The sequence below is a fragment of the Halalkalibacter sp. HAAS-P014 genome (genome assembly GCF_056619965.1).
The window spans coordinates 200,100-218,080 of the sequence record NZ_JBWQTV010000003.1; the positions used below are offsets into that span (position 1 = coordinate 200,100).

Annotated in this window: 14 protein-coding genes; 13 read left to right on the top strand and 1 reads right to left on the bottom strand. The window is 38.9% G+C overall.

The genetic code is table 11. The annotated features are described in order from the left end of the window. Nucleotides 1-15 precede the first annotated feature (15 nt). The 6 genes from carB to AC1FXZ_RS03620 all read left to right on the top strand — a co-directional run bounded on the left by carB (nt 16) and on the right by AC1FXZ_RS03620 (nt 7,098). Nucleotides 16-3,207: a carbamoyl-phosphate synthase large subunit gene (gene carB, locus AC1FXZ_RS03595; RefSeq protein WP_480051059.1), complete on the top strand. Its 3,192-nt coding sequence runs from the start codon at nt 16-18 to the stop codon at nt 3,205-3,207. 116 nt (nt 3,208-3,323) lie between these two features. Then, nucleotides 3,324-4,103 (top strand): dihydroorotate dehydrogenase electron transfer subunit, encoded by a 780-nt coding sequence (locus tag AC1FXZ_RS03600; RefSeq protein WP_480051061.1) that lies wholly within the window; start codon nt 3,324-3,326, stop codon nt 4,101-4,103. Beyond that, on the top strand, nt 4,100-5,029 hold the full coding sequence (locus AC1FXZ_RS03605; RefSeq protein ID WP_480051063.1) for a dihydroorotate dehydrogenase: 930 nt from the start codon (nt 4,100-4,102) through the stop codon (nt 5,027-5,029). Before AC1FXZ_RS03600 ends, AC1FXZ_RS03605 begins: the two co-directional genes overlap by 4 nt. After that, complete coding sequence (gene pyrF, locus AC1FXZ_RS03610; protein ID WP_480051065.1) at nt 5,011-5,718, top strand: orotidine-5'-phosphate decarboxylase; 708 nt, start codon at nt 5,011-5,013, stop codon at nt 5,716-5,718. Before AC1FXZ_RS03605 ends, pyrF begins: the two co-directional genes overlap by 19 nt. A gap of 3 nt (nt 5,719-5,721) precedes the next feature. Then, the gene (gene pyrE / locus AC1FXZ_RS03615; protein WP_480051067.1) at nt 5,722-6,354 is read left to right on the top strand and encodes an orotate phosphoribosyltransferase; all 633 of its coding nucleotides are present in this window, start codon (nt 5,722-5,724) and stop codon (nt 6,352-6,354) included. An 87-nt stretch (nt 6,355-6,441) separates the two neighbouring features. Continuing rightward, complete coding sequence (locus AC1FXZ_RS03620) at nt 6,442-7,098, top strand: class I SAM-dependent methyltransferase (protein WP_480051069.1); 657 nt, start codon at nt 6,442-6,444, stop codon at nt 7,096-7,098. Nucleotides 7,099-7,162: 64 nt separating this feature from the next. Here the strand turns inward: AC1FXZ_RS03620 and AC1FXZ_RS03625 are convergent, their stop codons facing one another. Then, nucleotides 7,163-8,872, bottom strand: coding sequence for an Rqc2 family fibronectin-binding protein (locus tag AC1FXZ_RS03625; protein ID WP_480051071.1), 1,710 nt, complete (start codon nt 8,870-8,872; stop codon nt 7,163-7,165). Nucleotides 8,873-9,067: 195 nt separating this feature from the next. Here AC1FXZ_RS03625 and AC1FXZ_RS03630 point away from each other — a divergent pair, with 195 nt between their 5' ends. The 7 genes from AC1FXZ_RS03630 to priA all read left to right on the top strand — a co-directional run bounded on the left by AC1FXZ_RS03630 (nt 9,068) and on the right by priA (nt 17,764). Next, a complete protein-coding gene (locus tag AC1FXZ_RS03630) occupies nt 9,068-11,776 on the top strand; it encodes a calcium-translocating P-type ATPase, SERCA-type (protein ID WP_480051073.1) in 2,709 nt (902 codons plus the stop codon). Nucleotides 11,777-11,891: 115 nt separating this feature from the next. Further along, nucleotides 11,892-12,773 carry a YicC/YloC family endoribonuclease gene (locus AC1FXZ_RS03635; protein WP_480051076.1) on the top strand — a complete coding sequence of 294 codons (882 nt, stop codon included), beginning with the start codon at nt 11,892-11,894 and terminating at the stop codon, nt 12,771-12,773. A 96-nt stretch (nt 12,774-12,869) separates the two neighbouring features. After that, a complete protein-coding gene (gene remA / locus AC1FXZ_RS03640; protein ID WP_480051078.1) occupies nt 12,870-13,130 on the top strand; it encodes an extracellular matrix/biofilm regulator RemA in 261 nt (86 codons plus the stop codon). Between the two features lie 54 nt (nt 13,131-13,184). Next, entirely contained in the window at nt 13,185-13,799 is a 615-nt protein-coding gene (gene gmk / locus AC1FXZ_RS03645; RefSeq protein ID WP_480051080.1) for a guanylate kinase, read from the top strand. Further along, nucleotides 13,799-14,020: a DNA-directed RNA polymerase subunit omega gene (gene rpoZ, locus AC1FXZ_RS03650; protein WP_480051082.1), complete on the top strand. Its 222-nt coding sequence runs from the start codon at nt 13,799-13,801 to the stop codon at nt 14,018-14,020. Before gmk ends, rpoZ begins: the two co-directional genes overlap by 1 nt. Nucleotides 14,021-14,162: 142 nt before the next feature. Then, a complete protein-coding gene (gene coaBC / locus AC1FXZ_RS03655) occupies nt 14,163-15,374 on the top strand; it encodes a bifunctional phosphopantothenoylcysteine decarboxylase/phosphopantothenate--cysteine ligase CoaBC (protein ID WP_480051084.1) in 1,212 nt (403 codons plus the stop codon). Continuing rightward, a complete protein-coding gene (gene priA / locus AC1FXZ_RS03660) occupies nt 15,371-17,764 on the top strand; it encodes a primosomal protein N' (protein ID WP_480051086.1) in 2,394 nt (797 codons plus the stop codon). The genes coaBC and priA overlap by 4 nt, the downstream gene beginning before the upstream one ends. The last annotated feature ends 217 nt before the right edge of the window (nt 17,765-17,981 follow it).

Below are 17,981 nucleotides of genomic sequence, written 5' to 3' on the forward strand. Positions count from 1 at the left end.
GGGGAGATATAAAAAATGGGCAGACGTAATGATATAAATAAAATTTTAGTGATAGGTTCAGGTCCAATTGTTATTGGACAAGCAGCGGAATTCGATTATGCCGGAACGCAGGCATGTCAAGCGTTAAAAGAAGAAGGATATGAAGTTATTTTAATTAATTCCAATCCAGCAACGATCATGACGGATACAACTATGGCTGATCGTGTCTATATTGAACCAATTACATTGGACTTTGTTAGTCGTATTATTCGAAAAGAACGTCCTGATGGCATCGTTGCAACACTCGGTGGACAAACAGGTCTTAATATGGCAATGGAGCTTGATGAATCTGGAATTTTAAAAACATATAATATTGAATTGCTTGGTACAGACCTGGATGCAATTAAGCGTGCAGAAGATCGAGACCTATTTAGATCGTTAATGAATGAGCTTGATGAACCTGTGCCAGAAAGTGATATTGTCCATACATTAGAAGGAGCATACAAGTTTGTGGAAAAAGTGGGGTACCCAATTATTGTTCGACCTGCTTACACACTTGGTGGTACAGGAGGAGGAATTGTTCATAACGAAGAACAATTACGTGAAATTGTAACTAGTGGATTAAAATATAGTCCAGTTACTCAATGTTTGATAGAAAAAAGTATTGCTGGATTTAAAGAAGTAGAATATGAAGTAATGCGTGATGCTAAAGACCAAGCAATTGTTGTTTGTAATATGGAGAATATTGATCCAGTTGGTGTTCATACAGGTGATTCTATCGTTGTAGCGCCAAGTCAAACGTTAACAGATCGTGATTACCAACGCTTACGTAATTCGTCTTTGAAGATTATTCGTGCATTAGGAATAGAAGGTGGATGTAACGTTCAGTTTGCTCATGATGCCGATAGCGATCAATATTATATTATTGAAGTAAACCCTCGTGTAAGTCGCTCATCAGCTCTTGCTTCAAAGGCAACTGGTTATCCAATTGCAAAGATGGCTGCGAAAATTGCTGTAGGGTATAGTTTAGATGAATTAATGAATCCGATTACTGGTAAAACATATGCAAGTTTTGAACCTGCACTTGATTATATTGTTTCTAAAATCCCACGCTGGCCATTTGATAAGTTTGATGCTGCTAATCGTACACTAGGTACACAAATGAAAGCAACTGGAGAAGTAATGGCGATTGGACGTAATTTAGAAGAATCTCTATTAAAAGCCGTTCGCTCATTGGAAGCTGGCTATGACCACATTTATGATTCAAAGATTGCAAATACGGACACAGACGTGTTAGTGAAACGGTTAGATATAACCGATGATGAGCGCCTCTTTGTTTTAGCTGAATTATTAAGAAGAGGTCAATCTGTTCAATCTTTATGTGAGTTAACAAAGATCGATCGTTTCTTTATGCAAAAGTTAGCACGAATTATAGCGCTTGAGGCTAAACTTACAGAATCATCTGGTGATATTGAATTGTTAGAAAAGGCTAAGGAGAGAGGTTTTTCTGATATTGCGATTGCAAGGTTATGGAAAAAGGAAGAACGTGAGATTTATAACCTTCGTATGGAACAGAATATTCGTCCTGTATATAAAATGGTAGATACATGCGCTGCTGAATTTCAATCTGAAACACCATATTTTTATGGTACATATGAAGATGAGAATGAAGCAATTCAAACAGAGAAAAAGAGTATTCTTGTGTTAGGATCGGGTCCTATCCGAATTGGTCAAGGGATTGAATTTGATTACGCAACTGTTCATACAGTTTGGGCGATTAAAGAAGCAGGATACGAAGCAATTATTATTAATAATAACCCTGAAACGGTATCAACAGATTTTAGCACGTCAGACAAACTTTATTTTGAACCGCTAACGGTTGAAGATGTTATGCATGTTTATGAACAAGAAAAGCCTGAAGGGGTAATTGTTCAGTTCGGTGGTCAGACAGCGATTAATTTAGCTGAAGAACTGGAAGCAAGAGGAGTTCCGATTATAGGAACGTCACTTGAGAGTATGGACCGTGCTGAGGATCGAGATAAATTTGAACAAGCTCTTCTGTCACTTGATATTCCACAACCACTTGGTCGCACAGCAACGTCTGTTGAAGGCGCGATAAAAATTGCCAATGAGATTGGTTATCCTGTACTTGTGCGTCCTTCATATGTTCTCGGTGGGCGAGCTATGGAAATTGTTTATAAAGAAAAAGAACTTCTTAATTACATGAAAAATGCAGTATCTGTCAATCCGAAACACCCTGTTCTTGTTGATAGATATTTGACAGGAAAAGAACTAGAAGTAGATGCGATCTCTGACGGTGAAAATGTCTTCATCCCCGGGATCATGGAGCATATAGAGCGTGCAGGGGTTCACTCTGGGGATTCAATAGCGGTCTATCCACCACAAACGGTACCGGAGAATCTCAAACAGAAATTAATTGATCGAACAATTGCAATTGCAAGAGGGCTAAATATTGTTGGATTATTAAATATCCAATTTGTCTGGCATAAAGACGAGGTTTATGTATTAGAGGTAAACCCACGTTCAAGTCGTACTGTACCGTTCTTAAGTAAAATTACAGGAGTACCAATGGCAAACCTAGCTACAAAGGTAATGCTTGGTAAGTCTCTCCCAGAGCTTGGTTATAAGACAGGCTATCAACCTGAAGCAAAAGAGGTCTCCGTTAAAGTTCCTGTGTTTTCATTTGCGAAACTTCGGAGGGTAGATATTACACTTGGGCCGGAGATGAAATCAACTGGGGAAGTAATGGGACGAGACACAACGTTAGAAAAAGCTCTTTATAAGGGTTTAATTGCATCAGGAATGAGTATCCCAACTCATGGTTCGGTTCTCTTTACGGTAGCTGATAAAGATAAGGAAGAAGCATTGAGCCTCGTGGAACGTTTTCACCAAATAGGGTTTGATATTTTAGCAACAGCTGGAACAGCGAGCTTTATTAAAGAAGCGAACATTCCTGTTACCGTAGTTAACAAGATTGCAGAAGAAAAGCCAAATTTATTAGATGTTATTCGTGAAGGACAAGCTCAATTTGTCATCAATACATTAACAAGAGGAAAACAACCAGCTCGTGATGGTTTCCGGATTCGTCGTGAATCGGTTGAAAATGGTGTTGTTTGCTTAACATCTATTGATACAGGAGAAGCTTTACTTCGAGTACTAGAGTCTATTACGTTTTCGTCAGAATGTATGCCACAAATGCAAATGTAGAAAATTAGAATAAATACAATAGTAATAGAAGGTGGCGAAGCAAAGGGATCTTTCCTCATTTGAGATTGTTCCACAGCTCGCCACCTTTCGCAGAAAAAGAGGTGAGGGGACCGATCATGATAAAGAAAGAGCTTTTAACAATTACGAAGCAGCGAGAAATCGCCTCAAATATAATGGAAATAACATGTCAAGGAAATCTTACAAAACAAATGACAGAACCTGGGCAATTCTTGCATTTACGGGTTGATACAAATGAGGATCTTTTGCTAAGAAGGCCAATCAGTATTTGCGATGTTGATACAGAAAAGGAGACAGTCACAATGCTCTATCGTGCTGAGGGAAAGGGCACGAAGCGAATCTCTCTCAAGCGCGAAGGAGAAAAAATTGACGTTTTAGGTCCACTTGGAAATGGTTTCCCTATTGAAGCTACAAAACCTGGAGAAACGGCTCTCCTTGTTGGTGGTGGAATTGGGGTACCTCCTCTTTATTATTTATCTAAACAATTAAAAGATCGAGGAGTAACTGTCATTCATGTATTAGGTTTTCAAAGCAAAGAAAATGTTTTTTACGAAAAAGAGTTTTCTGAGCTTGGTGACACGTATGTTGTAACGGTTGATGGAACATACGCATCAAAAGGTTTTGTTACCGATGTTATTAAAGAGCAAAATTTATCATTTGATACGATTTATTCATGTGGCCCTACTCCAATGTTAAAAGCATTATCGAATAGTTACGGTGACAACCGGTTATACATTTCACTTGAAGAGCGTATGGGATGTGGAGTCGGAGCATGCTTCGCCTGTGTTTGTCATGTTGTCGGAGATGAGTCCGGGACGAGTTACCGAAAAGTCTGTACAGATGGTCCAGTCTTTCCGGTTGGGGAGGTTGTACTATGAGTCGATTAAATGTAGAATTACCTGGTCTTTCGATGAGAAACCCAATTATGCCAGCTTCAGGGTGTTTTGGATTTGGTAAAGAATATGCGAATTATTATGACTTAGAATTACTTGGAGCAATCGCAATTAAGGCTACAACTGATTTGCCGAGATTTGGAAACCCTACACCTAGAGTGGCTGAAACGTCAGCTGGAATGTTAAATGCAATCGGATTACAAAACCCAGGTGTAGAAGGGGTATTATCCAACGAATTGCCTTGGTTAGAACAATACGATGTCCCGATTGTGGCTAACGTAGCTGGAACAGAGATTGCCGATTATGTTGAAACTACAGCGAAACTATCAAAAGCAGAAAACGTACATGCGATTGAACTTAACATTTCTTGTCCAAATGTAAAGCAAGGTGGAATCGCTTTTGGAACAATTCCTGAAGTGGCTGCTGAACTTACAAGGGAAGTGAAACAAGTATCAGACGTACCAGTTTATGTGAAACTTTCGCCTAATGTTGCTGATATTGTTGAGATTGCTCGCGCAGTTGAGAAAGCTGGGGCTGATGGTCTATCGATGATTAATACACTCTTAGGTATGCGTATAGATTTAAAGAGTAGAAAGCCAATTTTGGCAAACGGCTATGGTGGTTTATCAGGTCCTGCTATTAAGCCTGTTGCGATCCGAATGATTCATCAAGTAGCTCAAGTTGTTGATATTCCAATCATTGGAATGGGTGGCATTTATAGTGCAGAAGATGTGGTCGAATTTATGCTAGCAGGTGCTAGTGCCGTTGCGGTTGGAACAGCTAATTTTACTGACCCATTTGTTTGTCCGACAATCATTGAAAGACTTCCGGCATTGTTAGATGAATTAGAAGTTGGTCATGTGCAAGAACTAATAGGAGGGAGCTTTAAAAAATGCAACATCCACTCATAGTCGCATTAGATTTAGATGATGCAGAAAAACGTAAAAAGCTTCTAGCACACTTTCATGAGGAATCACTATTTGTTAAAGTCGGAATGGAACTATTCTACCGTGAGGGCAGACAAGTGATCCATGAATTAAAAGAGTCAGGCCATCAGATTTTTTTAGATTTAAAGTTACATGATATTCCAAACACTGTTCAAAGAACGATGCGTGAATTGGCTAGTCTAGATGTAGATATTGTAAACGTGCATGCTGCCGGTGGCAAGAAAATGATGAGTGCTGCGCTTGATGGTTTGGAGCAAGGAACAACAGCTGGGCAGATTCGTCCAACTTTAATTGCAGTCACCCAGTTAACAAGCACGGATGAAGAAACTATGCATAGAGAATTACTAATAAACCAACCGTTAAATGAAGTTGTAAGATCATATGCTTTATTGGCAAAAGACAGTGGAGTGGACGGAGTCGTTTGCTCGGCGAAGGAAGTTCCTCTCATTCATGAAGCGTGTGGTTCCGAGTTTTATACTGTATGTCCGGGTATTCGAAGAAAAAATGATGCAGTAGGGGATCAAAAGCGTGTCGTTACACCCCGTGAGGCTAGAGAATTAGGAAGCTGGGGGATTGTCGTAGGAAGAAGTATAACGAGTGCAGACGATCCACTCAACGTCTATCAAGCAATGAAACAAGACTGGGAGGGTTAAAATATGAAGGAACAAATTGCCAAGCATCTTTTAGATATCGGTGCAGTTCATCTGCGTCCAAATGATCCATTTACGTGGACATCTGGAATTAAATCACCTATTTATTGTGATAATCGTTTGACACTGTCTTATCCAAATGTTCGTAAAGATATTATTGCTGGATTTACAAAGCTTCTTGAAAATATGGAAGTTGATGTAATCGCAGGAACGGCAACGGCAGGAATTCCACATGCAGCATTATTAGCTGATCAATTAGAATTACCGATGATCTATGTTAGAGGAAGCGCAAAGGGACATGGAAAACAAAATCAAATTGAAGGCAAGATTGAGAAGGGGCAGAAAGTCGTTCTTGTTGAAGATTTGATTTCAACTGGAGGAAGTGTTATTCAAGCGGCAGAAGCTTTGCGTGCAAGTGGTGCCGAAGTTGTGGCCATTGTGGCGATTTTTACGTATGAATTTGAGAAAGCATATGATGCTCTTAAGAGAGCAGAGCTTCCAACATATGTTCTAACATCATACTCTACGTTACTTACGGTAGCCAAAGAAAAAGGTACAATAACTGAAGATCAAGAAAGTCGATTAGTGCAGTGGCGTAAAGATCCATCTTCACAAGGGTGGATGAAAGAACAAGTATAGAGAGTAAGAGTGTTCTAAAAGGCGAAATTATTCCTTCTAGAACACTTTTTCTTTTGGTAACATAACGGTATGAAAGGGTGAAGAATAATGAAAAAAATGACAGGTACTGATTTTGATAACCTTGTTGAGTTTTTTGATCAAATGGCGCAAACAAAATGGCTCGGTGAAATTCATGACCAAATAAAAGAACTTTCCGGTAGTTGGAACAACAAAGCAATATTGGATATTGGCTGTGGAACAGGGAGATTGCTAGAACGTGGAAAAAAAGAAGCTAGTGAATTGGTAGGTATAGATTTATCAGAAGAAATGATTGAAAAAAGCCGGTCCTTGTTAGGGGAAGGGGAAGGGTCAGCTTGTAGCAAGCTCCTTGTTGGGGATGCGTACAACCTACCATTAGAGAAAAATCAAATCGATGTTGCTCTATCAACCTGTGTTATGTTCCTTCTCCCGGAACCGAAAAAAGGTCTCAGTGAAATGTTTCGTGTCCTAAAACCTTCTGGAGTCATTACGATGTTGAATCCATCAACAGAGATGAATCCTAACTCGGCGAGTGAATATGCTAAGCTTTACGGCATGAAAGGGTTTGAGAAGGAATCTTTACTTGCATGGTCGAATGTCTCAACGAAAAGACATCGGTACTCTAACAATGAGTTTACTACGTTATTAACTGATTTAAAGTTAAGAAATGTTGTTCATACTCCTGTGTTAGATGGTTTGGCAACGATTACAGTAGCAAAAAAGTAAAAAGAAGTGGTCTCATAACTGAGACCACAATTTTTAAAAATGATAGATAGGCAAATCAATTAGGTTACTTTCTGAGTGTACGGACAAGGTCCTCATCTGGAGTAACAAAAATGGTTGTTTGATTATCGTAGATGACAAAACCGGGTTTTGCACCATTGGGCTTTTTCACATGGCGAATTTTGGTGTAATCCACTGGCACGGAGCTAGACTGTCTCGCCTTGCTGAAATAGGCAGCAACTGTAGCTGCTTCAAGTAGTGTTTGTTCGTCAGGCTCGGTACTTCTAATGACAACGTGAGATCCAGGAATATCTTTAGTGTGTAACCAGATCTCATCTTGTCTTGCAAATTTGTTTGTGACGTATTCATTTTGCTTATTGTTTTTGCCAACAAAAAATTCAAAACCATTTGTTGATACATAATGTTCAAGTTGAGGCTTTGTTTCTTTCTTTTTCTTTTGCTGCTTAAGACGTTTTCGAATGTAGCCTTCTTCTATTAATTCCTCACGTATTTCTTCTATGTCTTTTGGTGCAGCGCTTTCCATTTGTTGAATTAACTGATCAAAATAAAGAATTTCTTCTTTTGCTTTTTCAATTTGTTCTTCTACAATAGCAACTGAATTTTTTGCCTTATTGTATTTTTTGAAATACGATTGAGCATTATCTGAAGGTGTTTTCTGTGGATCGAGTTTAATGACCGTTGTAGCACCCTCTTCGTTATAATAATCAATGACTTCTACTTGTTGATCTCCACGTTTGACCATATGTAAATTAGCAGTTAATAGTTCGCCGAGCTTTTGGTATTCCTTCGCGCGTTCAGCTTGAGTTAATGTTTGTTCTAATTTTTTTATTTTCTTTTTGTTTTTTTGCCATTCTGTTCGAAGGAAACGTTCTAGATCATGCGCTTGCTGCTTCACGCGATCTCGTTCTGCTTTTCCATAATAGAAACGATCGAGCATTTCACTTACTGATTCAAAATCTTTCCGTTCTCCTGATAAATGTTCCAGTGGAATAACGTAGTAGGACTCTTTTCCATCAACTGTAACCATTTGAGGTTGATAGTCATGATTTTGTAATTGATTCATGATTTTTAGATAAGCGTTAGGTAACGTCGTTTTGTTAACGACAGTACCGGATAAAAAGACAATTTCTTTTGCTAAAAGTGGAGAAATACCAGCAATTTTTTCAACTAATTGTCGATCGATTCGTCCACTATTAAAATCAACTCGCTTCAGTAATCCCTCAAAGTCTAATTCAAACGGGTTCGCTTTATGTTGTTCAGGAGGAAGCTTATAAGGCTGTCCCGGCAACACTGATCGATAACTGCTTTGGGAAGGACTTATGTGTTTAATACTATCTAAGATTAGACCTGTTTTCTTATCAACTAAGCTAATATTACTATGGCGCCCCATAATTTCTACGTACAATTGTTTGTATGTCACATCGCCTAATTCATCTTTATTTTTAATATGGAAGATGATCACACGTTCCATATCAAGTTGTTCAATTTTCTCGATTATACTGCCCTCTAGATGCTTGCGTAATAACATACAAAACATAGGGGGAGTAGAAGGGTTGTCATATTTCTCTTTTGTAATATGGATTCTTGCAAAGCTAGCGTTAGCTGATAACAATAATTGATGATTTTTTCCATTTGCCCGAATGGTAAATACTAACTCCGTCTTATATGGTTGATAAATCTTGGAGATTCTTCCTGACGTTAACAACGTTTCTAGTTCGTATGTCATCGCCCTTGTCATAAATCCATCAAATGACATGGCACTCATTCCTTTCTTACACTCTAGCTTTCCTTCTAATACAGAACCACTACAGAAGCTATGGTTACTTTTTGGAGAATGCTCTTATGAGTATAGCATGTTTTCGCACTTCACTGAATAAGATGGCTTGTATAAACGATTGGATAAGCCTTTATGAGAAAATCAAAAGAGAATAAAAGTGCGGGGTGTGTCGAGATGAACTGGTACAAGTTAGAAGAACATGAAGTAACGTCATCTGTTGGGACGAATATAGAAGAGGGTTTAACTGAAAAAGAAGTAGAAAAACGGTTAAAGAAATTCGGGGCGAATAAGCTTAATGAAGGGAAAAAACCATCTGCTTTATTTGTTTTTCTTGGTCAATTTAAAGACTTCATGGTACTTGTTTTATTAGCGGCTACATTTATCTCAGGTATCTTAGGTGAGTATATTGATGCCATTACGATAATGGTGATTGTTTTACTTAACGGCATACTCGGTTTTGTTCAAGAAAGAAAAGCAGAAAAATCTCTTGATGCGTTAAAAGAATTATCGGCTCCACAAATGCTTGTTCTTAGGAAGGGGGAATGGAAAAAAGTCTTTTCTCAACAAGTGGTCCCAGGAGACATTGTCAAAATTTCAAGTGGGGACCGCATTGGAGCAGATTTACGTCTTCTTCAAACAAGTGGCATGCGCATCGAAGAATCATCTTTGACTGGAGAATCGGTTCCAGTTCAGAAGCATCATAAAGCATTGGAAAGCGATCATAATATTGAAATTGGCGATCAAGCTAATATGGCGTTTATGGGGACACTTGTTACACAAGGCAGTGGAATTGGTGTAGTCGTTAGTACGGGAATGAAAACGGAGATGGGGAAAATTGCTCACTTACTTCAATCAACGACAACTCTCATGACGCCTTTGCAACGTAGGCTTGAGCAATTAGGAAAGGTCTTAATTTCTGTTGCGTTAGTGTTAACAGCTTTAGTTGTCATTATTGGGGTATTACAAGGTCACGATGTTTATACAATGGTATTATCAGGGGTTTCTTTAGCGGTTGCTGCGATTCCGGAAGGGCTGCCTGCCATTGTTACTGTTGCCTTAGCTTTGGGCGTACAGAGAATGATTAAACGAAAAGCAATAGTAAGAAAACTACCTGCAGTTGAAACATTGGGATGTGCCTCTGTTATTTGTTCGGATAAAACAGGTACTCTCACTCAAAATAAAATGACTGTTACTCACGCTTGGAGTGGTGGTAAGCTTTGGGAAATTTCAGGTGGAGGCTATGAACCTGTTGGAATTTTCCGTGAGAATGGAAAGAAGATAGACCCAAGGAAAGAACGGAGGCTCCAGCAATTAGTAAGCTATGGGTGGCTCTGTAATAATGCTAACTTAATAGAAAAAACTACTAAACAAGGAATCCTTAAAAAGCCAGTTACAGAATACGTTATGGATGGTGATCCTACAGAAGGTGCACTTGTTGTGGCTGCAATGAAAGCAGGTTACACGAAGGCTGGCTTAGAAAACCATTTTTCTAGAGTAGTAGAGTTTCCGTTTGACTCAGCAAGAAAGATGATGTCTGTCATAGTAAAAGATAAAAGGGGCAGATCTTATGTTATTACAAAAGGGGCCCCGGACGTTGTTTTAGGTCAGTGTCGAAAAATTACGTACGGTGGAACTGAAGAAGCGCTTACATCAAAGAGAAAAAAAGAGGTAGAATCGATCATCGATCAGTTAGCTGGACGTGCACTTAGGACGATTGCCATTGCCTATCGTCCACTCAACGCAAATGAATCCTGCAAACAATCGTTTGAAGCTGAAAAAGGTTTGACATTTATTGGACTGCAAGGCATGATTGACCCTCCAAGACCTGAGGTGAAAGATTCAATTATAGAGTGTGGCCAAGCTGGAATCAAAACCGTCATGATTACTGGCGATCATAAGGTAACAGCAGCTGCAATTGCTCGTCAATTAGGAATTTTATCAAAGGATGGAAAAGTATTAGACGGGCAAACGCTCTCGAAGCTAAGTGTAGCAGAATTAGAAGAAGTCGTTGATGATGTAGATGTCTATGCACGTGTCTCACCTGAACATAAGTTAAAAATCGTAAAAGCCCTTCAGGCTAAAGGTCATATTGTTGCCATGACAGGAGATGGTGTGAATGATGCACCAGCAATCAAAGCTGCAAATATCGGGATCGCCATGGGGATAACGGGAACGGATGTTGCCAAAGAAGCATCATCTCTCATATTGAGTGATGATAATTTCTCAACAATTAAAGCAGCAATTAAAGAGGGCCGTAACATATACGAGAACATTCGAAAGTTTATTCGTTACATGATGGCCTCAAATGTTGGTGAAATTCTTGTTATGCTTTTTGCAATGATGCTTGGGATGCCACTACCTTTAGTTGCAATTCAAATACTATGGATTAATCTAGTGACTGATGGTCTTCCAGCGATGGCTCTTGGGATGGACCAAGCCGAAGGAGATGTGATGAAACGCTCACCTCGAGATCCAAACGAAGGTGTATTTGCAAGGGGATTGACATGGAAAATTTTGAGTCGAGGCTTCATGATTGGGGTAGTTACCTTACTAGCATTTTGGCTTACGCTGCAAGCAGATCCGAATGATTTAACAAGAGCACAAACCGTAGCGTTTGTTACCCTCGTTATGGCGCAACTTATTCATGTATTTGATTGTCGAAGTGAATATTCTGTTTATCATCGAAATCCTTTTGAAAATCGCTATTTAGTAGGGGCGGTTGTGATCTCCACTCTATTAATGGTAGCAGTAATCTATTACCCACCATTACAAGCCATTTTCCATACGGTGGCGCTAACTGGACATGAGTGGTTACTTGTACTAGGAATGGCTGCTATACCAACAGTTGTTCTTGGTGGTTTTCAGTTAATCAAAAGAAAATAATATAAAGAGGTTGACTTGTAGCTTAACGGGCTATGTAAGAGTCAACCTCTTTGTATATCTTCTCTCTTGTTGCACAAAGTATTTTTCTGTAAAATGTTAGTTGGATGTGATAAAAATGAAAAGTATGACAGGATATGGTTCTTCGGTTGTGAAGTTTGAATGTGGTGAAGTTTCCATAGAAGTAAAAGCGACCAATCACCGATTTTTAGAGTGCCAATTAAAGGTACCTCCAATACTATCTTTTTTGGAAGAAGGCTTTCGAAAGCTTGTGAAAAATAATGTGTCACGTGGGAAAGTCGATGTTTCGATACATGTTGAATTAAAGTCAACATATAAAAGAGTCTTAGTACTAGATGAGGAGCTACTTGATCAGTATGTAAGAGCTTCAGAAATGATTAAGGCAAAACTAGGACATGAATCCTCACTTGATGTTAGTACATTATTAGGTAATAAAAATATTGCTCAAGTCGAAGAGGTAAGCAATATTGACTGGTCAAAAAAAGAGAAGGAATTATTAAAAGGTCTTGAAGAAGCGCTCCAATCACTTGATTCAATGAGAGTGACAGAAGGGCTTTTTTTACAACAGGACATGGAGCTGAGGTTACAGAAATTATTAGATTGCTGTAATGAAGTAGAAGAAAGTGCTCCCACACTAATAGAACGTTATCGTGAAAAGCTCGAAGCGAGAATTCGATCGTACGTAAATGATGGAATGGAAATTGACCATACAAGAATTTTAACAGAAGTGGCGATTTTTACAGAGAAAATGGATATTAGTGAAGAGTTAGTTCGCTTACGTGCGCATGTAAACCAATACAAGTATTACTTACATCAAGATGAAGAAATCGGAAGGCGTCTTGATTTTCTTGTTCAAGAAATGAACCGTGAAGTGAATACAATTGGTTCCAAGGCTGCTGATTCTTTGATTAGACAACACGTTGTTGAGATGAAAGGTTTTCTTGAAAAATTAAAAGAACAAGTACAAAATGTTGAATAGGAGCTAGAATTCGAAAGAAGTTTCGTATATAGTTAGATTAGTTTGGATAACAATGTTGAGAGTGGATGCTACTCTCCTAAAGTGGGGGTAAGAAGAATGAACATTAAATTAATAAACATCGGTTTTGGAAATATTGTTTCAGCAAATCGAATTATTTCCATCGTAAGTCCAGAGTCAGCACCAATTAAACGAATTATTCAAGATGCACGGGATCGTAATATGTTAATTGATGCAACATATGGTCGTAGAACTCGAGCTGTCATTATTGCTGATAGTGATCACGTAATTTTAAGTGCAGTCCAACCAGAGACAGTAGCTCAGCGTTTGACTACAAGAGACGATACGGGTGAAGACTAATCAAGAATATATCAAGATACATAAGTGAATGCGTGAAGCGTGTAGGAGGTCTCCATGAAGAAAGATAAAGGTATATTACTGGTATTATCAGGCCCTGCAGGCGTTGGGAAAGGAACTGTCTGCACGGCTTTAAGAAATGAGAATACGTCAGTTCAGTATTCTGTTTCTGCAACGACTCGTTCTCCACGAGAAGGAGAGCAAGAGGGTATCAATTACTTCTTTAAAACAAGAGAACAATTTGAGCAGATGATTAAGCAAGATCAATTGCTGGAATGGGCAGAATATGTAGGGAACTATTATGGCACACCAATTGAGTACGTTAAAGAAACAATAGAAAGTGGCCAAGATATAATTCTAGAAATTGAAGTTCAAGGCGCTTTAAAAGTAAAGGAACGTTTTCCTGAAGGTGTGTTTATCTTCTTAATGCCACCAAGTTTGGCTGAACTTAGAAGTCGTATTGTTGGACGTGGAACGGAAACAGAAGATATTATTAATGAAAGAATGACAGTTGCGCGTGAAGAACTTGATATGATGAAAAAATACGATTATGTCGTAGAAAATGATCAAGTACATTTAGCTGTTGAACGAATCAAATCAATAGTTACTGCAGAACATTGCAAACGTGAACGTTTAATTGAAAAATATAAAGAACTCGTGGAGGTTGAATAATGCTATACCCTTCTATTGACTCACTATTAACAAAATTAGATTCCAAATATACTCTCGTTACGGTTTCAGCCAAACGTGCACGTGAAATTCGCGAAGATTATACACGTGGACCAATGGTAAGTCGTCCTGCTTCGCATAAACCTGTTGGAGTTGCACTCGAAGAAATCATTGACGATCATTTGCATTTTAAACGAATTACCCCACTAGAAGACGAGGAATAAAAACGTTACAAGGCTGACTCAACACATAAGCCCATGACCCGCATATACACAAGCGATAAGTACTGGTTAAGGGTTTGATCTTTGGGTCAGCCTTTTTTTCTATGGTAGTTTTCATTTAAGTTTATAGGGAGCAGGTGGAAAAATGCTTAAAGGAAAGAATATACTCCTCGCAGTTAGTGGAGGGATTGCTGTGTTTAAGGTGGCGGCCTTAACAAGTAAATTAATACAGGCTGAAGCAAATGTGAAAGTAATTATGACAAAATCAGCAAAGGAATTTGTAACGCCTCTTACATTTCAAGCCCTCTCACGTCAACCAGTGTACGACAATACCTTTAATGAACCAGACCCAACCAAAATTGCCCATATAGACCTTGCTGATTGGGCTGATCTTGTTCTTGTTGCACCAGCAACTGCCAATGTGCTTGGAAAACTAGCGAATGGTGTAGCTGATGATATGTTAACAACAACATTGCTGGCAACCACAGCACCTATTTATCTCGCACCTGCGATGAATGTGAATATGTACAACAGTAAGTCGGTAAGGCGAAATGTTACCACCCTCAAGCAAGATGGTTATAAAATTATTGATGGTGACGAAGGATACCTTGCTTGTGGTTGGACAGGGAAGGGGAGACTTGCAGAGCCGGAAGATCTTTTGAAGATTGTTTCGCAACACTTCTCTACAAAGGATAAACCACTTATTGGGAAAAAGGTTGTAATTACTGCTGGCCCAACTCAAGAGCGAATTGACCCTGTGCGTTATTTCACCAATCATTCGTCTGGGAAAATGGGATACGCAATCGCCACAGCAGCAAAAGATCAGGGAGCTGAAGTCGTGCTTATTTCCGGACCAACCAATTTACAGGCACCAGCTGGAGTTGAAATTGTCGATGTTGTTTCAGCTAACGATATGTATGAGGCTGTTATAAAGAGATTTGGACAAGCTGACATCGTGATTAAGTCTGCAGCTGTAGCTGATTATCGACCAAAAGAAACGTTCAGTGAAAAGCGTAAAAAACAACCAGGTAACTGGGCCGTTGAAATGGAAAGAACGATTGATATTCTAAAAACATTAGGTGAGCGAAAGACCTCTCAACTTCTAGTAGGGTTTGCTGCTGAATCTGAGCGAGTAGAAGAATATGCATTAAAAAAGCTGGAATCTAAAAATCTTGATTTGATTGTTGCTAATAATATCTCACAAGAGGGTGCTGGATTTAAAGGGGATACTAATATCATTACTACGTATAGCAAAGATGGTACGAAAAAAGAGTATCCAGTTTTATCAAAATCAGAAGTGGCAGAGTGTATTCTTAACGATATTACCTCCTATATGGAAAGGCAAGAGGATTTATGATTGCTAAAGTCATAGTCGATGTTCCTACTTCTCAAACCGATCGACTATTCGATTATGATATTCCAAGTGAGTGGAGTGAAGTTTTACAACCTGGTATCAGGGTAATTGTTCCGTTTGGCCCACGGAAAATTCAAGGTTTTGTCGTTGATATAACAAATGTTTCAGAACATGGTAAACGTAAGCCAATTTATGAAATTTTAGATGTTGTACCAGTTTTGACAGAGGAATTGCTTACATTAGGGAATTGGTTATCAGAGCAGACTCTTAGTTTTCGATTATCAGCCTATCAATTAATGATCCCGGCTGCTCTACGTACTAAAGTAAAAAAAGAACTTCAGTTGCTTACAAAGTTAGATGATTTACCACCTGAATTTCGCAACCACTTTCAAGATGAGAAAAGACCATTTTGGGATGACCTTACTAAAGGTGACAAAGCAAAGGTGAAAGTTATTCAACAACTTGTAAAAGAAGATATTCTTGAAGTTCGCTACCAAGTTGAGGAAAAAGGAAAAAAGAAAACAGAGCGTTATATTAAACTAGTAAAAGACAATCAAACAAATGAAATACCTGCTAAGGCTGTTAAGCAACAAGAACTTCTTACGTTTTTAAAAGAAACAAACGAGATCCCTGTTAAGACGCTTTTGAATTCGGTAAATACCACAAGACAAACGCTAACGGCCCTAATTAAAAAGGGATATGTTCAGGAGTTTGAAAAAGAGGTATATCGTGATCCACTCGCAGGTGTCGAATATGAACGGACAACTCCGTTACCATTAACGGAGCAGCAACAAGATGTCTTAACACCTATTCTTCATTCGGTTGAGAACGACAATCATGAGACCTTTTTACTACATGGTGTGACGGGTAGTGGAAAGACAGAAGTTTATCTACAGGCCATTGACCAAGCGCTGAAAAGAGAAGGGGAAGCGATTGTTCTAGTACCTGAAATTTCACTCACCCCACAAATGGTCCAACGTTTTAAAGGGCGCTTTGGATCAAAGGTAGCAGTGTTACACTCAGGCTTATCGATGGGTGAGAAGTATGACGAATGGCGAAAGATCTTAAGAAAAGAAGTTGAGGTTGTAGTAGGTGCTAGGTCGGCTATCTTTGCACCTTTTTCTAACCTCGGGCTTATTATAATAGATGAAGAACATGAAACTAGTTATAAACAAGAAGAAAACCCGAAATATCATGCAAGGGATGTGGCGATTTTTCGAGGAGAATATCATAACTGTCCAGTTATTTTAGGAAGTGCAACTCCTTCACTCGAATCATATGCTCGTGCAAAAAAAGGGGTATACAACCTTCTTCCTTTGACGAATAGAGTCCATAATCGTGCAATGCCAGGGGTAGAAGTGATTGATATGCGAGAGGAATTACGTCAAGGGAACAGGTCGATGTTCTCTTTTACGTTATTGGATATGTTAAAGGACCGGCTCGAAAAAGGTGAACAGTCAGTTCTGTTTTTAAATCGTAGAGGGTATTCAACATTTGTAATGTGTCGAGACTGTGGATATGTCGCAACTTGTGATCACTGTGATATTTCTTTGACATATCACCGGACACATCACTCATTAAAGTGTCATTATTGTGGACACGAGGAAAAAATGCCAAATACGTGTGATTCTTGTGGGAGTGACCATATTCGTTTTTTTGGTTCAGGTACACAGAAAGTAGAAGAGGAATTAACACGTGTGTTACCTGAAGCGAAAGTGATTCGAATGGATGTTGATACAACTCGTAAAAAGGGATCGCATGAAAGATTGCTGTCAGCATTCGGACGAGGCGAGGCTGATATATTACTGGGAACACAAATGATTGCAAAGGGGCTTGACTTCCCTAAAATCACACTAGTAGGTGTTCTTGCAGCAGACTCCATGCTTCACATTCCTGACTTCAGATCAGCAGAACGTACGTTTCAGCTTATGGAGCAAGTAAGTGGACGGGCTGGAAGACATGAATTAGAAGGCAGGGTAGTCATCCAATCCTATACACCAGAACACTATAGTATAGAACTTGTGAAAAACCATGATTATGAGCAGTTTTTTCAAATGGAGATGACGCAACGTAAAACGGCATTATACCCACCATACGTTTTTATGGTGTTAATTACGATATCACATCCAGAGTTAACAAAAGTCATTACAATATCAGAAAAAATTGCTTCGTTTTTAAAAAGAGAGCTTAAAAATACAACCACTGTTCTAGGTCCAGTCGCTTCTCCTTTAGCAAGGATAAAAGATAGATATCGATATCAATGCATGATAAAATACAGAAACGAACCGAGGTTACTAGAAACACTACGTGAAATACAGCAACACTTCATACGTGAAATCAACCAAGGACAACTACAAGTCTCAATCGACATGCACCCATACAACTTTACATAAGAGATTGATTAAAAAGGGTGCTTTTCCCTTTTTAATCAATCAGAGGCATTGAGCGGAAGCCAATGCACATCAAAGAATAATCAAAAAGATTAATCAATTAAAAAGGGTGCTTTTCCCTTTTTAATCAATCAAAGGCATTGAGCGCAAGCCAATGCACATCAAAGAATAATCAAAAAGATTAATCAATTAAAAAGGGTGCTTTTCCCTTTTTAATCAA